Source organism: Streptomyces sp. NBC_00887, from assembly GCF_045207585.1.
Window position 1 is genome coordinate 6,781,735 of sequence record NZ_CP108788.1, and the last position, 18,500, is coordinate 6,800,234.

General features: G+C 65.9%; 10 protein-coding genes and 3 rRNA genes. 8 read left to right on the plus strand and 5 right to left on the minus strand.

The genetic code is table 11. The features are described from left to right. The first annotated feature begins 116 nt into the window (after positions 1-116). The 4 genes from OG844_RS31010 (at position 117) to rrf (ending at position 6,984) form a co-directional block, all read left to right on the plus strand. Positions 117-1,124, plus strand: coding sequence for a stage II sporulation protein M (locus OG844_RS31010; protein ID WP_406394729.1), 1,008 nt, complete (start codon positions 117-119; stop codon positions 1,122-1,124). A gap of 717 nt (positions 1,125-1,841) precedes the next feature. After that, a 16S ribosomal RNA gene (locus tag OG844_RS31015) occupies positions 1,842-3,367 on the plus strand. 296 nt (positions 3,368-3,663) lie between these two features. After that, positions 3,664-6,788 (plus strand): 23S ribosomal RNA (locus OG844_RS31020). A gap of 79 nt (positions 6,789-6,867) precedes the next feature. Then, positions 6,868-6,984: ribosomal RNA gene (rrf, locus tag OG844_RS31025) — 5S ribosomal RNA — on the plus strand. Together the 16S, 23S and 5S rRNA genes form the textbook arrangement of a ribosomal RNA operon. Before the next feature lie 102 nt (positions 6,985-7,086). On the opposite strand, the gene OG844_RS31030 is transcribed toward rrf, so the two are convergent. Genes OG844_RS31030 through OG844_RS31050 form a run of 5 tightly spaced genes read right to left on the minus strand, consistent with a single transcriptional unit; the run spans position 7,087 to position 12,576 of the window. Beyond that, on the minus strand, positions 7,087-8,400 hold the full coding sequence (locus OG844_RS31030) for a DUF58 domain-containing protein (RefSeq protein WP_406394731.1): 1,314 nt from the start codon (positions 8,398-8,400) through the stop codon (positions 7,087-7,089). A 10-nt stretch (positions 8,401-8,410) separates the two neighbouring features. Then, positions 8,411-9,430, minus strand: coding sequence for an AAA family ATPase (locus OG844_RS31035; RefSeq protein ID WP_406394732.1), 1,020 nt, complete (start codon positions 9,428-9,430; stop codon positions 8,411-8,413). Beyond that, positions 9,427-10,668, minus strand: a complete 1,242-nt coding sequence (locus OG844_RS31040; RefSeq protein WP_406394734.1) for a DUF4350 domain-containing protein — start codon at positions 10,666-10,668, stop codon at positions 9,427-9,429. The genes OG844_RS31035 and OG844_RS31040 overlap by 4 nt, the downstream gene beginning before the upstream one ends. Beyond that, on the minus strand, positions 10,665-11,357 hold the full coding sequence (locus OG844_RS31045; protein WP_406394735.1) for a DUF4129 domain-containing protein: 693 nt from the start codon (positions 11,355-11,357) through the stop codon (positions 10,665-10,667). The genes OG844_RS31040 and OG844_RS31045 overlap by 4 nt, the downstream gene beginning before the upstream one ends. Before the next feature lie 4 nt (positions 11,358-11,361). Then, positions 11,362-12,576, minus strand: a complete 1,215-nt coding sequence (locus OG844_RS31050) for a glycerophosphoryl diester phosphodiesterase membrane domain-containing protein (RefSeq protein WP_406394736.1) — start codon at positions 12,574-12,576, stop codon at positions 11,362-11,364. A 140-nt stretch (positions 12,577-12,716) separates the two neighbouring features. Between OG844_RS31050 and mtnA the strand changes: the two genes are divergently transcribed. From mtnA to OG844_RS31070, 4 genes are read left to right on the plus strand one after another with little or no spacing between them, the layout of a single operon-like run. Beyond that, positions 12,717-13,862: an S-methyl-5-thioribose-1-phosphate isomerase gene (mtnA, locus tag OG844_RS31055; protein ID WP_406394738.1), complete on the plus strand. Its 1,146-nt coding sequence runs from the start codon at positions 12,717-12,719 to the stop codon at positions 13,860-13,862. A gap of 4 nt (positions 13,863-13,866) precedes the next feature. Further along, positions 13,867-14,556: a two-component system response regulator MtrA gene (mtrA, locus tag OG844_RS31060; protein ID WP_187281934.1), complete on the plus strand. Its 690-nt coding sequence runs from the start codon at positions 13,867-13,869 to the stop codon at positions 14,554-14,556. A 1-nt stretch (position 14,557) separates the two neighbouring features. After that, complete coding sequence (gene mtrB, locus OG844_RS31065; protein ID WP_406394740.1) at positions 14,558-16,591, plus strand: MtrAB system histidine kinase MtrB; 2,034 nt, start codon at positions 14,558-14,560, stop codon at positions 16,589-16,591. 28 nt (positions 16,592-16,619) lie between these two features. After that, complete coding sequence (locus OG844_RS31070; RefSeq protein ID WP_406394741.1) at positions 16,620-18,446, plus strand: LpqB family beta-propeller domain-containing protein; 1,827 nt, start codon at positions 16,620-16,622, stop codon at positions 18,444-18,446. The last annotated feature ends 54 nt before the right edge of the window (positions 18,447-18,500 follow it).

The window sequence follows — 18,500 nt, forward strand, 5'->3', positions numbered from 1 at the left end:
CGCCCACCCTTCGCCGCCCTTCCCTGCCCCTCGGAACCTCAGTCTGCCAAGCTGACCCGCAGCGCGCCGCAGCAGTACGGACCCGTACGCAACCATGCCTGGAGCAGCAGCCGACCATGGATCTCGACGTCTTCGTGACCACCCACCGCATCGAGTGGGACCGCCTGGACCACCTCCTGCACCGAGGGCGCGGTCTGACCGGTGCCGAGGCGGACGAACTCGTCGCCCTCTACCAGCGCACGGCGACACACCTTTCCCTCATCCAGTCCAGCGCCCCGGATCCTCTTCTCACCGCGCGACTCACCCAGCTCGTGGCCCGCGCCCGGTCCACGGTGACGGGGACCCGCCGTGGCTCGTGGCGCGACGCCGCACGATTCCTGACCGCCGGTTTTCCCGCAGCGGTCTACCGGTCGCGGCACTGGTGGATCCCCACGGCGGTGCTCTCCGTACTTCTGGCCGCCGTCATGGGCTGGTGGATCGGCACCCACCCCGAGGTCCAGTCGGCGATCGCCGCCCCCGAGGACCTGCGCAGCCTGACCCGCCCCGGCGGGGAGTACGAGACGTACTACTCCAGCCACCCGGCAGCCTCGTTCGCGGCCCAGGTCTGGACGAACAACGCCCAGGCCGCAGCCATGTGCCTGGTACTGGGAGCGTTCCTCTGCATACCGGTGATCTGGATCCTCTTCGTCAACGTGCTCAACCTTGCCGTCGGCATCGGCCTGATGTCCTCGGCCGGCCGCCTCGACACGTTCCTGGGCCTCGTCCTGCCGCACGGCTTGCTGGAGCTCACCGCTGTCTTCGTGGCAGCCGGTACGGGCCTCCGCCTCGGCTGGACCGTGATCGACCCAGGACCTCTCAGCAGGCGCTCCGCCTTGGCCCAGCAGGGCCGGGCAGCCATCGGCATGGCCATCGGCCTCGCCCTGGTCCTGTTCGTGTCCGGAGTCATCGAGGGCTTCGTGACCCCCTCCGGGCTTCCCACCTGGGCTCGGATCACCATCGGGATCGCCGCCGAGCTGGCCTTTCTCGCCTACGTCTACATCCTCGGGGGCCGAGCTGCGAGGGCCGGCGACACGGGTGATCTTGAAGCCGTCGAACGAAGCGCCGAGTTGCCCTCTGCGGCCTGATGGCCGATGTGCGTGCACCCCTGCTGACCTGCTAGTGTCCTCCTCGCCCGCAAAAACTGTTGACACAGTCGGCGTGGGGAGGTAGATTTTAACGGTTGCACGGACTAGACAAGGTCGGGTGCGACGGCTAAAGTTCAAACTCGCTCTTGCTGGGGACGAGATCCCCGGAGAGTCGATTGATTCTTCTTCTCTTTCGAGCATTGACCCGATTAGCTTCGGCTCAATTGCTTCTGATAAAGTCGAGTCAGCCGAAAGGCAAAGGCCAGTCCACAGGCCACCGGAATCACATTCGGACCGGAAACGGAACGGAAAAGAGTCTGGTAAAGTTGGAATCGCTGGAAAGGGAAAGCGCGAAAGCGAAGAACTGGAAAGCGCAGTAACAATTCTCCTGCTTCGCAGGGGGCCCGCTTCGGCCGGGAATCGGACACGAAAGAGTCTGATAGAGTCGGAAACGCAAGAACGAAGGGAAGCGCCCGGAGGGCCCCGGTGAAACGGGACCGAAGGAAGCGTCCGTTCCTTGAGAACTCAACAGCGTGCCAAAAGTCAACGCCAAATTTGTTGATACCCCGGCCCACTTCGGTGGGTTGGTGGTTCCTTTGAAGTCCTACTGGCCCATGTGGCGGGTAGGCAACATCAGCGAGGACGCTGTGGATGACCAGCCCTATTCCGGTTGGTTGTCCCGCTCTTTTATGGTGCTCTCCCGATTACGGGAAAACATTCATGGAGAGTTTGATCCTGGCTCAGGACGAACGCTGGCGGCGTGCTTAACACATGCAAGTCGAACGATGAAGCCCTTCGGGGTGGATTAGTGGCGAACGGGTGAGTAACACGTGGGCAATCTGCCCTTCACTCTGGGACAAGCCCTGGAAACGGGGTCTAATACCGGATAACACTCTGTCCTGCATGGGACGGGGTTAAAAGCTCCGGCGGTGAAGGATGAGCCCGCGGCCTATCAGCTTGTTGGTGGGGTAATGGCCTACCAAGGCGACGACGGGTAGCCGGCCTGAGAGGGCGACCGGCCACACTGGGACTGAGACACGGCCCAGACTCCTACGGGAGGCAGCAGTGGGGAATATTGCACAATGGGCGAAAGCCTGATGCAGCGACGCCGCGTGAGGGATGACGGCCTTCGGGTTGTAAACCTCTTTCAGCAGGGAAGAAGCGCAAGTGACGGTACCTGCAGAAGAAGCACCGGCTAACTACGTGCCAGCAGCCGCGGTAATACGTAGGGTGCGAGCGTTGTCCGGAATTATTGGGCGTAAAGAGCTCGTAGGCGGCTTGTCACGTCGGATGTGAAAGCTCGGGGCTTAACCCCGAGTCTGCATTCGATACGGGCTAGCTAGAGTGTGGTAGGGGAGATCGGAATTCCTGGTGTAGCGGTGAAATGCGCAGATATCAGGAGGAACACCGGTGGCGAAGGCGGATCTCTGGGCCATTACTGACGCTGAGGAGCGAAAGCGTGGGGAGCGAACAGGATTAGATACCCTGGTAGTCCACGCCGTAAACGTTGGGAACTAGGTGTTGGCGACATTCCACGTCGTCGGTGCCGCAGCTAACGCATTAAGTTCCCCGCCTGGGGAGTACGGCCGCAAGGCTAAAACTCAAAGGAATTGACGGGGGCCCGCACAAGCAGCGGAGCATGTGGCTTAATTCGACGCAACGCGAAGAACCTTACCAAGGCTTGACATATACCGGAAAGCATCAGAGATGGTGCCCCCCTTGTGGTCGGTATACAGGTGGTGCATGGCTGTCGTCAGCTCGTGTCGTGAGATGTTGGGTTAAGTCCCGCAACGAGCGCAACCCTTGTTCTGTGTTGCCAGCATGCCCTTCGGGGTGATGGGGACTCACAGGAGACTGCCGGGGTCAACTCGGAGGAAGGTGGGGACGACGTCAAGTCATCATGCCCCTTATGTCTTGGGCTGCACACGTGCTACAATGGCCGGTACAATGAGCTGCGATGCCGCGAGGCGGAGCGAATCTCAAAAAGCCGGTCTCAGTTCGGATTGGGGTCTGCAACTCGACCCCATGAAGTCGGAGTTGCTAGTAATCGCAGATCAGCATTGCTGCGGTGAATACGTTCCCGGGCCTTGTACACACCGCCCGTCACGTCACGAAAGTCGGTAACACCCGAAGCCGGTGGCCCAACCCCTTGTGGGAGGGAGCTGTCGAAGGTGGGACTGGCGATTGGGACGAAGTCGTAACAAGGTAGCCGTACCGGAAGGTGCGGCTGGATCACCTCCTTTCTAAGGAGCATCTAGGTTCTCTTCGGGGAATCCAGAGACCATTTCGTCGGCAAATGTTCGACGGTGGTTGCTCATGGGTGGAACGTTGACTATTCGGCACGACAGGTTGTTTTTGCGAGTACTGCTTCGGCGTGGAAAGTGAGAGGGATCGGTCGGGTCGGGCACGCTGTTGGGTATCTGAAGGTATGGCCGTAAGGCTGCCTTCGGTTGCCGGCCCCAGTGCACTCGTTCTTCGGAACGGGGTGATGGGTGGCTGGTCGTTGTTTGAGAACTGCACAGTGGACGCGAGCATCTGTGGCCAAGTTTTTAAGGGCGCACGGTGGATGCCTTGGCACCAGGAACCGATGAAGGACGTGGGAGGCCACGATAGTCCCCGGGGAGCTGTCAACCAAGCTTTGATCCGGGGGTTTCCGAATGGGGAAACCCGGCAGTCGTCATGGGCTGTCACCCACTGCTGAACACATAGGCAGTGTGGAGGGAACGCGGGGAAGTGAAACATCTCAGTACCCGCAGGAAGAGAAAACAACCGTGATTCCGGGAGTAGTGGCGAGCGAAACTGGATGAGGCCAAACCGTATGCGTGTGATACCCGGCAGGGGTTGCGCATGCGGGGTTGTGGGATCTCTTTTTCATGGTCTGCCGACTGTGAGACGAGTCAGAAACCGTTGGTGTAGGCGAAGGACATGCGAAAGGTCCGGCGTAGAGGGTAAGACCCCCGTAGCTGAAACATCAACGGCTCGTTTAAGAGACACCCAAGTAGCACGGGGCCCGAGAAATCCCGTGTGAATCTGGCGGGACCACCCGCTAAGCCTAAATATTCCCTGGTGACCGATAGCGGATAGTACCGTGAGGGAATGGTGAAAAGTACCGCGGGAGCGGAGTGAAATAGTACCTGAAACCGTGTGCCTACAAGCCGTGGGAGCGTCGCTGTATGTGCTTGCACATGCAGTCGTGACTGCGTGCCTTTTGAAGAATGAGCCTGCGAGTTTGCGGTGTGTTGCGAGGTTAACCCGTGTGGGGAAGCCGTAGCGAAAGCGAGTCCGAATAGGGCGATTTAGTAGCGCGCTCAAGACCCGAAGCGGAGTGATCTAGCCATGGGCAGGTTGAAGCGGAGGTAAGACTTCGTGGAGGACCGAACCCACCAGGGTTGAAAACCTGGGGGATGACCTGTGGTTAGGGGTGAAAGGCCAATCAAACTCCGTGATAGCTGGTTCTCCCCGAAATGCATTTAGGTGCAGCGTCGTGTGTTTCTTGCCGGAGGTAGAGCACTGGATAGGCGATGGGCCCTACCGGGTTACTGACCTTAGCCAAACTCCGAATGCCGGTAAGTGAGAGCACGGCAGTGAGACTGTGGGGGATAAGCTCCATGGTCGAGAGGGAAACAGCCCAGAGCATCGACTAAGGCCCCTAAGCGTACGCTAAGTGGGAAAGGATGTGGAGTCGCAGAGACAACCAGGAGGTTGGCTTAGAAGCAGCCACCCTTGAAAGAGTGCGTAATAGCTCACTGGTCAAGTGATTCCGCGCCGACAATGTAGCGGGGCTCAAGCGTACCGCCGAAGTCGTGTCATTCCAGCACATACCCCCAACGGGGGCTGGGATGGGTAGGGGAGCGTCGTGTGCCGGGTGAAGCAGCCGCGGAAGCGAGTTGTGGACGGTTCACGAGTGAGAATGCAGGCATGAGTAGCGATACACACGTGAGAAACGTGTGCGCCGATTGACTAAGGGTTCCTGGGTCAAGCTGATCTGCCCAGGGTAAGTCGGGACCTAAGGCGAGGCCGACAGGCGTAGTCGATGGACAACCGGTTGATATTCCGGTACCCGCTTTGAAACGCCCAATACTGAATCAGGCGATGCTAAGTCCGTGAAGCCGGCCCGATCTCTTCGGAGTTGAGGGTAGTGGTGGAGCCGATGAACCAGACTTGTATTAGGTAAGCGATGGGGTGACGCAGGAAGGTAGTCCAGCCCGGGCGGTGGTAGTCCCGGGGTAAGGGTGTAGGCCGTGTGGCAGGTAAATCCGTCACACATTAAGGCTGAGACCTGATGCCGAGCCGATTGTGGTGAAGTGGATGATCCTATGCTGTCGAGAAAAGCCTCTAGCGAGTTTCATGGCGGCCCGTACCCTAAACCGACTCAGGTAGTCAGGTAGAGAATACCGAGGCGTTCGGGTGAACTATGGTTAAGGAACTCGGCAAAATGCCCCCGTAACTTCGGGAGAAGGGGGGCCATCACTGGTGAGGGAACTTGCTTCCTGAGCTGGGGGTGGCCGCAGAGACCAGCGAGAAGCGACTGTTTACTAAAAACACAGGTCCGTGCGAAGCCGTAAGGCGATGTATACGGACTGACGCCTGCCCGGTGCTGGAACGTTAAGGGGACCGGTTAGTGCACTTTCGGGTGTGCGAAGCTGAGAACTTAAGCGCCAGTAAACGGCGGTGGTAACTATAACCATCCTAAGGTAGCGAAATTCCTTGTCGGGTAAGTTCCGACCTGCACGAATGGCGTAACGACTTCTCGACTGTCTCAACCATAGGCCCGGTGAAATTGCACTACGAGTAAAGATGCTCGTTTCGCGCAGCAGGACGGAAAGACCCCGGGACCTTTACTATAGTTTGATATTGGTGTTCGGTTCGGCTTGTGTAGGATAGGTGGGAGACTTTGAAGCGGCCACGCCAGTGGTTGTGGAGTCGTCGTTGAAATACCACTCTGGTCGTGCTGGATGTCTAACCTAGGTCCGTGATCCGGATCAGGGACAGTGTCTGATGGGTAGTTTAACTGGGGCGGTTGCCTCCTAAAGAGTAACGGAGGCGCCCAAAGGTTCCCTCAGCCTGGTTGGCAATCAGGTGTTGAGTGTAAGTGCACAAGGGAGCTTGACTGTGAGACCGACGGGTCGAGCAGGGACGAAAGTCGGGACTAGTGATCCGGCAGTGGCTTGTGGAAGCGCTGTCGCTCAACGGATAAAAGGTACCCCGGGGATAACAGGCTGATCTTCCCCAAGAGTCCATATCGACGGGATGGTTTGGCACCTCGATGTCGGCTCGTCGCATCCTGGGGCTGGAGTCGGTCCCAAGGGTTGGGCTGTTCGCCCATTAAAGCGGTACGCGAGCTGGGTTTAGAACGTCGTGAGACAGTTCGGTCCCTATCCGCTGTGCGCGTAGGAATATTGAGAAGGGCTGTCCCTAGTACGAGAGGACCGGGACGGACGAACCTCTGGTGTGCCAGTTGTCCTGCCAAGGGCATGGCTGGTTGGCTACGTTCGGAAAGGATAACCGCTGAAAGCATCTAAGCGGGAAGCCTGCTTCGAGATGAGTATTCCCACCACCTTGAGTGGTTAAGGCTCCCAGTAGACGACTGGGTTGATAGGCCAGATGTGGAAGCCCGGTAACGGGTGGAGCTGACTGGTACTAATAGGCCGAGGGCTTGTCCTCAGTTGCTCGCGTCCACTGTGTTAGTTCTGAAATAACGAACGGCCGTGTTTTCATCCGGTGTTGGTTAATTTCATAGTGTTTCGGTGGTCATTGCGTTAGGGAAACGCCCGGTTACATTCCGAACCCGGAAGCTAAGCCTTTCAGCGCCGATGGTACTGCAGGGGGGACCCTGTGGGAGAGTAGGACGCCGCCGAACAATTATTCCGGGAAAGCCCCGTGCCCTTGTGGCACGGGGCTTTTCTGCGTTCAGAGCCCGTTCGCGACCCTTTACGGGCCGCAGTACCGCACGGGCACTGCGCTAAAGCCGGCCGCCGGCCTTGAGCGCGAGGTAGGCGTCAGCCAGCGCCGGTGCGAGCGCATCCGGAGTGGCATCGACGACCACGACGCCATGACGGCGAAGCTGATCCGCCGTCCTGCGGCGCTGAGCCTGAGTACGGGTGCCGGCTGCGGCGTCGTACACCGCGTCCACTGTGCCCCTGGCGCGAGTCATCGCTTCGATACGGGGATCCGCGACGGCGGCTACCAGGACCGTGTGCCGCTGGGTGAGCTGAGGGAGCACCGGGAGCAGGCCTTCCTCGATGGGCGCGGAGTCCAGGCTCGTCAGCAGGACGATCAGGGAGCGCCGAGGGGCACTCGCGAGCGCGGCTGTGCTCATGCCACGGGCGTCCGTCTCCACGAGCTCGGGTTCCAGCGGAACCATGGCGTTGACGATCGCCGACAGGACGTCGCCGCCGGCTGCCCTGCCCACGACCTGGGCGCGGATCCGCCGGTCGTAGGCGAGGAGGTTCACTCGGTCGCCCGCACGTGTGGCCAGGGCAGTGAGGAGCAGCGTCGCGTCCATGGCCGCATCGAGACGGGGTACATCGCCCACGCGTCCGGCTGATGTGCGACCGGTGTCGAGGACGATCAGGATGTGGCGGTCGCGCTCGGGGCGCCAGGTGCGCACGGCGACAGCGGACTGGCGTGCGGTGGCCCGCCAGTCGATGGACCGGGTGTCGTCTCCCGGCACGTATGCGCGCAGGCTGTCGAACTCGGTGCCCTGACCCCGGGTGAGCACGCTGGTGCGGCCGTCGAGTTCGCGGAGCCTGGCGAGCCGCGAAGGCAGGTGCCGTCGGCTGGTGAAGGGAGGCAGGACCCGGACCGTCCACGGGACGTGGTGATTCCCTTGTCGTGCTGCCAGTCCCAGCGGCCCGAAGGAGCGGATCGTGACGCGCTCTGCCCGGCGGTCGCCACGACGGGATGGGCGGAGGAACGTGGTCAGACGACGCCGCTCACCGGCGGGAACGGTGAACGCGTGCCGGGATGAAGACTGTTCGGCTTCGGTACTCCAGGCGCTCGGAGGCCAGGCGTCGCGGAGGTGCGCGCGAAGTCGGCGACGCGAGGGATTGGTTACGGTGAGTTGTACTTCTGCCTTGTCACCGAGTCGAACGGATGTATCACCGGATCGGGTGAACTGGAGCGTACGCACTGGCGCGGCCAGGGCGTAGTCGCACAGAATTGCCAAGGAGAGAGGGGCGTTGACCGCGAGCATGCCTGTCCAACTTGGGGCAAGGATGCCTACGGGGAGTGACCCCAAGGCGGCCAGCAATGCGGTTCGTCCGGTGAGGGCCATGGTCACCGCCTCATCGGGGGACGGGGACGTGGGCGAGGACAGCGGTGATGACGGAGTCGGCGGTGACTCCTTCCATTTCCGCTTCCGGCCGCAGCTGGATGCGGTGACGGAGTGTGGGGAGGGCCAGGGCTTTCACATCGTCAGGGATGACGTAGTCCCGGCCGGTGAGCCAGGCCCAGGCGCGCGCTGTGGAGAGCAGCGCGGTGGCTCCTCGGGGGGAGGCCCCGAGGGTGAGCGAGGGGGATTCACGAGTGGCACGGCAGATATCCACGACGTAGGCGGCGATCTCGGGGGAGACCGTGGTCTTGGCGACGGCGGAGCGGGCGGCTTCCAGATCTGCGGGGCCGGCGACGGGTCGTATGCCTGCTGCCTTGAGGTCGCGCGGATTGAACCCGTCGGCATGACGCGTCAGGACGCTGATCTCGTCGTCACGTGACGGCAGGGGCACGGTCAGCTTCAGGAGGAACCGGTCCAACTGGGCTTCGGGCAAAGGGTAGGTGCCCTCGTATTCGACGGGGTTCTGGGTGGCCGCGACGAGGAAGGGGTCGGGCAGCGCACGAGGGGTGCCGTCGACGGTGACCTGGCGTTCCTCCATGGCCTCCAGAAGGGAGGACTGTGTCTTGGGAGGGGTGCGGTTGATCTCGTCGGCGAGCAGGAGATTGGTGAACACGGGGCCGGGCTGGAAGGAGAATTCGGCGGTGCGGGCGTCGTAGACGAGTGAGCCCGTGACATCACTCGGCATGAGGTCGGGCGTGAACTGTACGCGTTTGGTGTCCAGTTCGAGAGAGGCGGCGAGGGCGCGCACCAGGAGGGTCTTGGCGACTCCGGGGACGCCTTCGAGCAGGACATGGCCTCGGCAGAGCAGCGCGACCACGAGTCCGGTGACGGCGGGGTCCTGGCCGACCACGGCCTTGGCGATCTCGGAACGCAGAGCTTCCAGGGATGCGCGGGCGCTGTCGGAAATCACGGGGGCCACAAGGGTCCCTGCGGGTGCCGCAGGCTCGTCGGGCTCCGGGGTCGGGGCGCTCATGAAGTGCGTACCTCTCTTTCGAGGGCGTCGAGTTGGGCGGTCAGAAGAACAAGTGCGGTGTCGTCGGCCGGGGCCGGCCCGAAGAGCAGGGTGCGGAGATCGCTGTCCGTGGTGGTGAGACGCGCGGAGACGGCAGGCAGGAGGACCTCGGGGGAGTCGGTGTCGCGGGAGGACACCCCGAGGAGTGGAGCGATGCGGTTGCGGGTGGCGGAGCGCAGGGCGTCGGCGGCCCGGTCGCGGGCGTTCGCCTTGCGGTAGAGGCGGGCCCTGCCCTCGGTGGACTCGGAGGCCCTGATGGCCACGGGCAGCCGTTCGGTGACCAGGGGGCCCAGTCGCCGAGCACGCCAGACGGCCGCGAGGACGGCGGCGACGGCCAGTTGGAGCGTTCCCCAGAGCCAGCCGGAGGGGATGAGGTCGATGAACCCGCTCTCGCCGGCCGACTCGGTCTCGCCGTCCTCGCTTCCGCCGTCAGCGCCGTCGCCCGTATGGCCTTCGGAGGCGGAGGGATCAGTGAGCGAGGGGAGGTACCAGACGAGATGCGGTCGGGAGCCGAGGAGTTGGAGAGCGAGGGAGGCGTTGCCCTCCTGGTCGAGACGGTCGTTGTGGAGGATGTCGGGGGAGCCGAGCAGGACGGTGTCGCCGGTCCCCCTGTCAGGGAGGAGCAGAAGGGTGGGGAGCCCGTCGTCCGGGTAGCAGGCGGTGGCTCCGTCGGCGTCCGTCGTGTAGCGGATGCCTCCCGTGTCGGCTGTTCCGGACGTGCGTGCGGCCGGGAGTTCGCAGTCCGGCGGGCGTGGGGTCACCCGGCTTGCGGCAACCGCCCGTACTCCGGGGGCGAGCCGGGCAACGGACGGTGGGCCGGGGGCGACGAGGACGGTGCGGCCCGCGGCGTCACCGGTCGCCGTCCGGAGCCGGTGCTGCTGGTACGTGGTCAGCACGTTGGGGCCGGCGACGAGGAGGGTGGTGTCGGGTCCTGCTGCGCCGGTGGCCTCGTCGAGCGTGGTGACGACGCTGACGGAGACACCACGGTCCTTGAGGAGTTCGGCGACCGCCCGGCTGCCGTACGGGTCCGCGGAGCGGGGATCGAGGCGGCCGTGCTGGTCGCCGGAGCGGAGTGCGGCGAAGGTGATCCCCGCGACGACGAGAATGAGGAGGGCGAGGAGCAGGCCTCGGACCCGGAGCCAGATCTGGTGCGGTGTGCGGGAGGCGGAGGTGGTGGCGATGGTGGTGGTCTCGGTCATCCGGCTGCCCCTGGTGTCGCGGGAGCGGTCAGCAGGGGTTTGGTGTCCTCGAGGTCCTGGTCGAGGGCGCACACGTTCAGGTACGCGGCCCGGTCCGCCGTACGGCCCCCGTATGTGACGTCGTCGAAGACCCGGGCGGCGGTACGGAGCCGGGTGGCGTGGGCGGGCAGGAGCCTGCCCGCGTCGGCGGCTGCCTCGTCGGCGGTGCGGCCCGGTCGCGGGTCGAGTACGGCCCGGTCCTCCAGGGAGCGGACGACTGCTCGCATGCGTTCCTGGACGGCTTCGGTCCAGCGGTGGGCCTCCGCGTGCGCCTCGGCTGAGGTGCGGTGCTCTGCCGCGCTGCGGGCGCTGCTGCCGAACAGGGCGTCCGACGGACGGACGGTGCGCCGGGGTGTGCCGAGCCGCCACCAGAGGGCCGCTCCCAGGGCGATGACCACGAGGGCGATGACGACGAGCCCGAGCGGGCCGCCCGGCGCGGATCCGGTGGCGCCGTCGAAGAGGTCGCCGACCCACTCCCAGAAGCGGTCGAGTGCGCGCTGGAGAAGGTTCGGATCGTGTTCGTGGTACATCGGGTCGGACAGTTCGTCCTGTGCCGCTTCGCGGGCGGGGACGCGTGGGATGTCCACGGGTATGTCCTCGCCCGCCCGGATGAGCCTCTGTGCTGCTGTGGTGCCCCCCGCCCCCGTCACCGCATCAGCTCCTGGGAGTGTCGTAGCCGGGAACGCCCGCGGCCCGGGCGAGGTCGAGGTCGAGCGCTTCGCGGCGGATGCGCTGGTCGACGTAGAGGAGGGCGATCACTCCTGCGGTGAACGGGTAGGTGAGCGTCGAGATGATCACTTCACCGATGCCCGTGATGATGAGGAAGGGCCAGCCGAAATCGGTGGAGCTGCTGTTGAGGAACTCGCTCAGGCCGTCGCTGTCCACGGTCACGGCGATGATGCCGAACGGGATCACGATGATGAGGGCGACGACCATGACCAGCAGGTACGTGAGAGCGAGAATGCCGAACGTCCGCCACCAGGTGCCCCTGACCAGCTTCGCCGAACGGCGCAGCGAGGTCAGGACGGACTGCCGCTCCAGCATCAGCGCCGGTGGGGCGAGCGAGAAGCGGACCATCAGCCACACGACGACGACGCAGGCGGCGACGAAGCCGACGAAGGCGAGGGCGATCCCGGCGCCGCCACCCAGCAGCATGCCGGGAAGCAGTCCCACCGTCATCACGGCGGCGCTCATCAGACTCATCAGCAGCGTCAGCCCGAGGAGCGGAAGGAGCCGGGGCCGGGCCTCGGCCCAGGCGTCGGAGAGCGTCGCCTTGCGGCCGAGCACGGAGCGGCTGATCACCACGGTGAGCACCGAGGTGATGAAGAGCGTGGCGATCATCGAGATGAGCGTGGCCGGTGCGCTGGTGAGCAGGCTCGACTGCGCCGAGTCGGCGGCCTGGCGGATGGCCTCGGCCCCGACGGCGTTCGAGTCGACCGACTTCGGTTCCGGCAGGACGTAGCGCTGCAGGAGGATGACGGCGATCTCGGAGATCACGGAGACGGTGAGGCTGATGCCCAGCACGGTGCGCCAGTTGGCACGCATGGTGGACACGGCGCCGTCGAGGATCTCTCCGACGCCCAGGGGGCGGAGAGGGATGACGCCGGGCTTCGCCGCCATGGGCTGACCGCCCCATCCGGGGCCAGGAGCCTGCGGGGGCGTGCCGCCCCAGCCCGGGGCGGGCGGGGGTGTGCCCGGACCGCTGCCGGGAGCGCTCGGTGGGGACCACTGCCCCGGAGGCGGCTGTGCAGGGGACCACTGTCCGCCGGGGCCGCTTCCGTCGACGGGCGAAGAAGGCCGGGGGATGCCCGCCTCCTGGCCGTCGGAGGGTGCAGATCCGGGCGTAGCCCAGCCCGGAGAGTCGTTCATTGTCGCTCCTTCACGGTCCTGACCGCTCATCGGGGCGGCAGGTTGGCAGCCATCGTGCCACGCGTTGCTCCGGTGCGGGCCGGGCGCTGTATCTCCTTCTCGCCTTCGTGTGCGGGCGGCTCAGCGGGCAGACTGGGCAGATGGCTGATCAGGACGCGCAATCGCCGGCGGGCATCGAGCCTCCGGCCCTCTCCGTACTCCGTTGGGACGAGCCACCGGAAGGTCCCGCGGTGGTCCTCCTCGACCAGACCCGGCTGCCGTCGGAGGAGGTCGAGCTGGTGTGCGCCGATGTGCCCGAGCTGGTCCGGGCGATCCGGACGCTGGCGGTGCGCGGTGCGCCCCTGCTGGGCATTGCCGGTGGCTATGGCGTGGCACTGGCCGCTGCCCGGGGTGACGACGTGGTGCGGGCCGCGGAGCTGCTGGAGGCGGCGCGGCCCACCGCGGTCAATCTCGGGTACGGGGCGCGGCGTGTGGCCCGGGTGCACGGGACGGCTGTCGGGAACGGTGCCGGTCCCCAGGAGGCCGCCGGGGCCGCCCTGGCGGAGGCGCGGGCCCTGCACCGGCAGGACGCGGCCGCCAGCAGGCGTATGGCGCAGTACGGCCTGGAGCTGCTGGCGGAGCTCCTGCCCGACGGTGGTCATCGGCTGCTGACCCACTGCAACACGGGGGCGCTCGTGTCGGGGGGCGAGGGCACGGCCTTCGCGGTGGCTCTGGGGGCACACCGGGCGGGTAGCCTGCGGCGGCTGTGGGTGGACGAGACCCGTCCGCTGCTCCAGGGAGCCAGGCTGACGGCGTTCGAAGCGGCACGCAACGGCATGCCGTACAGCTTGCTCACCGACAACGCGGCGGGTTCGCTGTTTGCCGCGGGGGAGGTGGATGCCGTACTCATCGGGGCGGACCGCATTGCCGCGGACGGCTCGGTGGCCAACAAGGTGGGGAGTTATCCGTTGGCGGTGCTTGCCAAGTACCACCATGTGCCGTTCATCGTCGTGGCGCCGACCACGACGGTCGATCTGGACACCGCAGACGGCACATCCATAGTTGTCGAGCAGCGTTCTGCGGTAGAAGTGACGGAGCTCACATCGCGACGCAATGTCTCGGCCGAGGGTGAGGGGGGCGGGCAGTCGGTGGCACCCCCGGGAACCAAGGCGTACAACCCCGCATTCGACATCACGCCGCCCGAACTGGTCACGGCGATCGTCACGGAGGAGGGCATTATTTCCCCGGTAACGGGGGTCGGACTGGCAGAGCTGTGTGCCAGGTCATCGCAGGTAACGATTAGCTAATGGGATGATGTCGTTTATGAAGGGACGCGTCCTTGTCGTCGACGACGACACCGCACTGGCCGAGATGCTCGGCATTGTGCTGCGGGGAGAAGGTTTCGAACCGTCGTTCGTAGCGGACGGCGACAAGGCACTGGCTGCATTTCGTGAGGCCAAGCCGGACCTGGTGCTGCTGGACCTCATGCTGCCCGGACGGGACGGCATCGAGGTCTGTCGGCTGATCAGGGCCGAGTCGGGTGTGCCGATCGTCATGCTCACTGCCAAGAGCGACACGGTCGATGTGGTGGTGGGCCTGGAATCCGGGGCCGACGACTACATCGTCAAGCCGTTCAAACCGAAGGAGTTGGTGGCCCGGATCAGGGCACGTTTGCGGAGGTCCGAAGAGCCCGCGCCGGAGCAGCTGGCGATCGGGGACCTGGTCATCGACGTGGCCGGTCACTCGGTGAAGCGGGAGGGGCAGTCGATCGCCCTCACCCCGCTGGAGTTCGACCTGCTGGTCGCGCTCGCCCGCAAGCCGTGGCAGGTCTTCACCCGCGAGGTACTGCTCGAGCAGGTGTGGGGCTACCGCCACGCCGCCGACACCCGTCTGGTGAATGTGCATGTCCAGCGGCTGCGCTCCAAGGTCGAGAAGGACCCGGAGCGTCCGGAGATCGTTGTGACCGTCCGCGGTGTCGGTTACAAGGCCGGACCGAGCTGACATGACCCTGGGCAGTGCTGCTCCGAAACCCGGGGGGCCGGGAGTCCGTACGGAGCGGGCTGCCGGTCCGGCACGGAGGTCATCCCGGTACAGCCGGTTCAGGCAGGGCGGCCGGTTGTTCCAGGACCGGACGCCCGGTGGTCCCGTGCTGCGTCTCCTGATGCGGTGGATCCGGCGTCCGCTGCTGCCCGCCGTGCGGCTGTGGCGGCGCAACCTGCAGTTGCGGGTCGTCGCCGGCACCCTGCTGATGTCGATCGCCGTGGTGCTGCTGCTGGGCTTCGTCGTGATCGGGCAGGTCCGCAACGGCCTGCTCGACGCGAAGGGCAAGGCGGCGCAGACACAGGCGGCCGGCGGGTTCGCGGCCGCCCAGGCGAACGCGAACGCGCCGCTCGTCCCGGGTGGTCAGGGCGACGAGGGCGCCGACGGCATGACAGCCAACACCTCATGGCGTACCGAGCTGGTCGATCAGCTCGCCAGCGGTGGCACGAACGCCTTCAACGTGGTGGCGCTCAGTGCCGATTCCCCTGCGCAGAGCGCGACCAGCCGGGCACCGCGCGGCTCGGGCAGCGTGGAGGCGTCCAGCGTGCCGCAGAGTCTGCGCGAGGCCGTGGGCAAGGGGCCCGGGGCGTTCCAGACGTATTCCCTGATCCGCTACTCGTACGGCAAGGATCCGCAGCCCGGACTCGTCGTGGGCAAGCGGCTCTACGACATCGACCACAATCCGTACGAGCTGTACTACCTCTTCCCGCTCACGCAGGAGGAGAAGTCGCTGACGCTGGTCACGACGACTCTGGCCACCGCGGGTCTGTTCGTGGTCGTGCTGCTGGGGGGCATCGCCTGGTTCGTCGTACGCCAGGTCGTCACCCCTGTGCGCATGGCCGCGGGGATCGCCGAGCGGCTCTCCGCCGGCCGGCTCCAGGAACGGATGAAGGTCACCGGCGAGGACGACATCGCCCGGCTCGGTGAGGCCTTCAACAAGATGGCGCAGAACCTGCAGCTGAAGATCCAGCAGCTGGAGGAGCTCTCCAGGATGCAGCGGCGTTTCGTCTCGGACGTGAGTCATGAGCTGCGGACCCCGTTGACCACCGTGCGGATGGCGGCCGACGTCATTCACGACGCGCGTGTCGACTTCGATCCGGTGACCGCGCGTTCCGCGGAGCTGCTGGGTGACCAGCTCGACCGTTTCGAGTCGCTCCTGTCCGACCTGCTGGAGATCAGCAGGTTCGACGCGGGTGCCGCGGCTCTGGAAGCCGAACCGATAGATCTGCGTGCGGTCGTACGGCGCGTGATCGGCGGCGCCGAGCCGCTGGCCGAGCGCAAGGGCAGCCGCATCAGGGTCATCGGCGACGAGCAGCCGGTGGTGGCCGAGGCGGATGCGCGCCGTGTCGAACGGGTTCTGCGCAACCTTGTCGTCAACGCCGTCGAGCACGGCGAGGGCCGGGACGTCGTGGTGCGCATGGGGGTTGCCCAGGGTGCCGTGGCCGTGGCCGTCCGGGACTACGGGGTGGGGCTCAAGCCGGGCGAGGCGACCCGGGTCTTCAATCGCTTCTGGCGGGCCGATCCGGCCCGTGCCCGGACGACCGGAGGGACCGGACTGGGCCTTTCGATCGCCGTCGAGGACGCACGGCTGCACGGCGGCTGGCTGCAGGCATGGGGCGAGCCCGGTGGCGGTTCGCAGTTCCGCCTCACCCTGCCCCGCACCGCGGACGAGCCGCTGCGCGGGTCGCCGATACCGCTGGAGCCGGAGGACTCGCGTCGCAACCGGGAGAACCGCGAACGGGCCGATGCGGCCCCGCCGGCGGCCGACCACCGGTTGATGTCCGTACCGAACCAGACCGGGTCCACTGCGCGGTCGCGGCTGCCCGTGACGGCGCGCGCCCCGGTGGCGCCGCGTCCGGCTCCCGTTTCGGTGCATCCGGCGGCCCTGCCGGGCAGTGGTGCACGCGTGGTGTCGCGTCCGGCCGGCGAGCGGCCGGGCGGGGGCGGCCAGGAGACTAAGGATCCGGACCAGGAGGACACGACTCGTGGAAACTGACCGCCGCCGGGGTGGGCATGGACGTGCGGTGCGGGTTTCCGCGCTGCTGGGCTGCGGCATCGTGGTCCTGTCCGCGTGCGGAGCGATGCCGGTCACCGGTGACGTCAAGGCGGTCGATGCCTCGCAGCCGGGTGATTCCCAGGTGCAGGTGTACGCCGTGCCGCCGAGGGAGGGCGCAGCGCCCCTCGAGGTCGTCGACGGCTTCCTGGAGTCGATGACGAGCGACGACCCCGATTTCAGGACGACCCGCAAGTACCTGACCGAGGAGGCGGCCCGCACCTGGAAGCCCAGCTACGGCACCACGGTGCTCGCCAAGGCACCCAACCGGAACGGTCCCTCGCTCCACGACAAGGAGCGCAGGAGCGCGGAGACCACCTACACCCTCACGGGCACGCAGGTGGCAGCCGTTGACGCGCAGAGTTCCTACCGGCCGCTCGCGCCGACGGACTACTCCCAGATGCTGCACCTGGTGCGCCAGAAGGGGGCGGACGGCAAGCAGGAGTGGCGCATCGACATCGTGCCGGACGGTCTGGTGCTCGGGCAGTCCGACTTCAAGCGGCTCTACCGGTCCGTGAACAAGTACTACTTCGCCGCCGGGCGGGCGGACGGCGACTCCGCACTGGTCGCCGACCCCGTCTACGTGAGGAACCGGACGGATCCGGTCACGCGGATGGACACGGCGACCCAGACCGTCCGGACGCTGCTCGAGGGGCCGTCCAACTGGTTGAGGCCGGTCGTCGATTCCCGCTTCCCCACCGGTACGGCACTGAAGCGCGGGGTCACTTCGCTCGCGCCCGACGACCAGAACGTCCTGAAGGTGCCGCTCAACAAGAAGGCCGACAAGGTCGGCCAGGGTGCCTGCCGGATGATGGCGGCCCAGGTGCTCTTCACCTTGAGGGACCTGACGTCCGCGCGGGTCGGTCAGGTCGAGCTCCAGGGCGGGCGGGGCCCGCTGTGCTCCCTCGGGGCGGACGAGGCCGACGAGTTCGCTTCGGACGACTCCTCCGGTCCCCCCGACAGCCAGTACTTCGTGGACGACAAGGGGCATGTGCAGCACCTCCCCGGGGCCAACAAGGGCAGCGGTGACCCGGAGCCGGTGATCGGTCCGTTCGGTGCCGGGACGGTGGCGATGAGCGCCGTCGGCGTGGCCCGGGACGAACAGCAGGCTGCCGCTGTCTCGGCCGATCAGCAGGATCTCTACGTGTCGTCCCTCGTCGCGGATAGCGAACCGGCCGAGCCCGTCGTGAGCAGCCGGGCCAAGAAGGCCGAGGACCGGCTGTCCGCGCCGAGCTGGGACGGCCGGGGCGATCTGTGGGTTGCCGACCGTGATCCGGCCGGCCCCAGACTGCTGCGGCTGACGGACGGAGAGGGCGCACCGCAGGAGGTCGAGGTGCCCGGCCTGGACGGCGGGAGGATCGAAGCGCTGCGGATGTCGGCCGACGGGGTTCGGATCGCCCTCAGGGTGTTCAAGGACGGGCATACGACGCTGCAGATCGGGCGGGTCGAGCGGACCGGGTCCGGGGAGGCCGAGCAGGTCTCGGTGCAGGACCTGCGCCAGGCGGCGCCCCAGCTGGCCGATGTGACTGCCGTTTCCTGGTCGGGCCGCAGCCGCCTCGTGGTGGTCGGCAGGGAGGAGGGCGGTGTCCAGCAGGTCCGCTATGTGCAGGCTGACGGTTCGACGTCGGCCTCCGGTGTCCTGCCCGGTGTGAACCAGGTGACGGCGATCGCGGCCGCCGACGACGAGCAGTTGCCGCTGATGGCGGACACCGAGGTCGACGGAATAGTGAAGCTGTCGCCCGGCGACAACTGGCAGACGGTCCTCAAGGACGGGTCCTCGCTGGTCTACCCGGGCTGACCACGTGGGCCGGGCGGATTCCCGGCCGCGCCCTGTCCGAGTTGTCCACAGGCG

Coding starts and splice junctions, on each gene's coding strand:
- OG844_RS31030 (WP_406394731.1), bottom strand. CDS start 8,400: ATGGCCCTCACCGGACGAACCGCATTGCTGGCCGCCTTGGGGTCACTC.
- OG844_RS31050 (WP_406394736.1), bottom strand. CDS start 12,576: ATGAACGACTCTCCGGGCTGGGCTACGCCCGGATCTGCACCCTCCGAC.
- OG844_RS31040 (WP_406394734.1), bottom strand. CDS start 10,668: ATGACCGAGACCACCACCATCGCCACCACCTCCGCCTCCCGCACACCG.
- OG844_RS31010 (WP_406394729.1), top strand. CDS start 117: ATGGATCTCGACGTCTTCGTGACCACCCACCGCATCGAGTGGGACCGC.
- mtrB (WP_406394740.1), top strand. CDS start 14,558: ATGACCCTGGGCAGTGCTGCTCCGAAACCCGGGGGGCCGGGAGTCCGT.
- mtrA (WP_187281934.1), top strand. CDS start 13,867: ATGATGTCGTTTATGAAGGGACGCGTCCTTGTCGTCGACGACGACACC.
- OG844_RS31035 (WP_406394732.1), bottom strand. CDS start 9,430: ATGAGCGCCCCGACCCCGGAGCCCGACGAGCCTGCGGCACCCGCAGGG.
- mtnA (WP_406394738.1), top strand. CDS start 12,717: ATGGCTGATCAGGACGCGCAATCGCCGGCGGGCATCGAGCCTCCGGCC.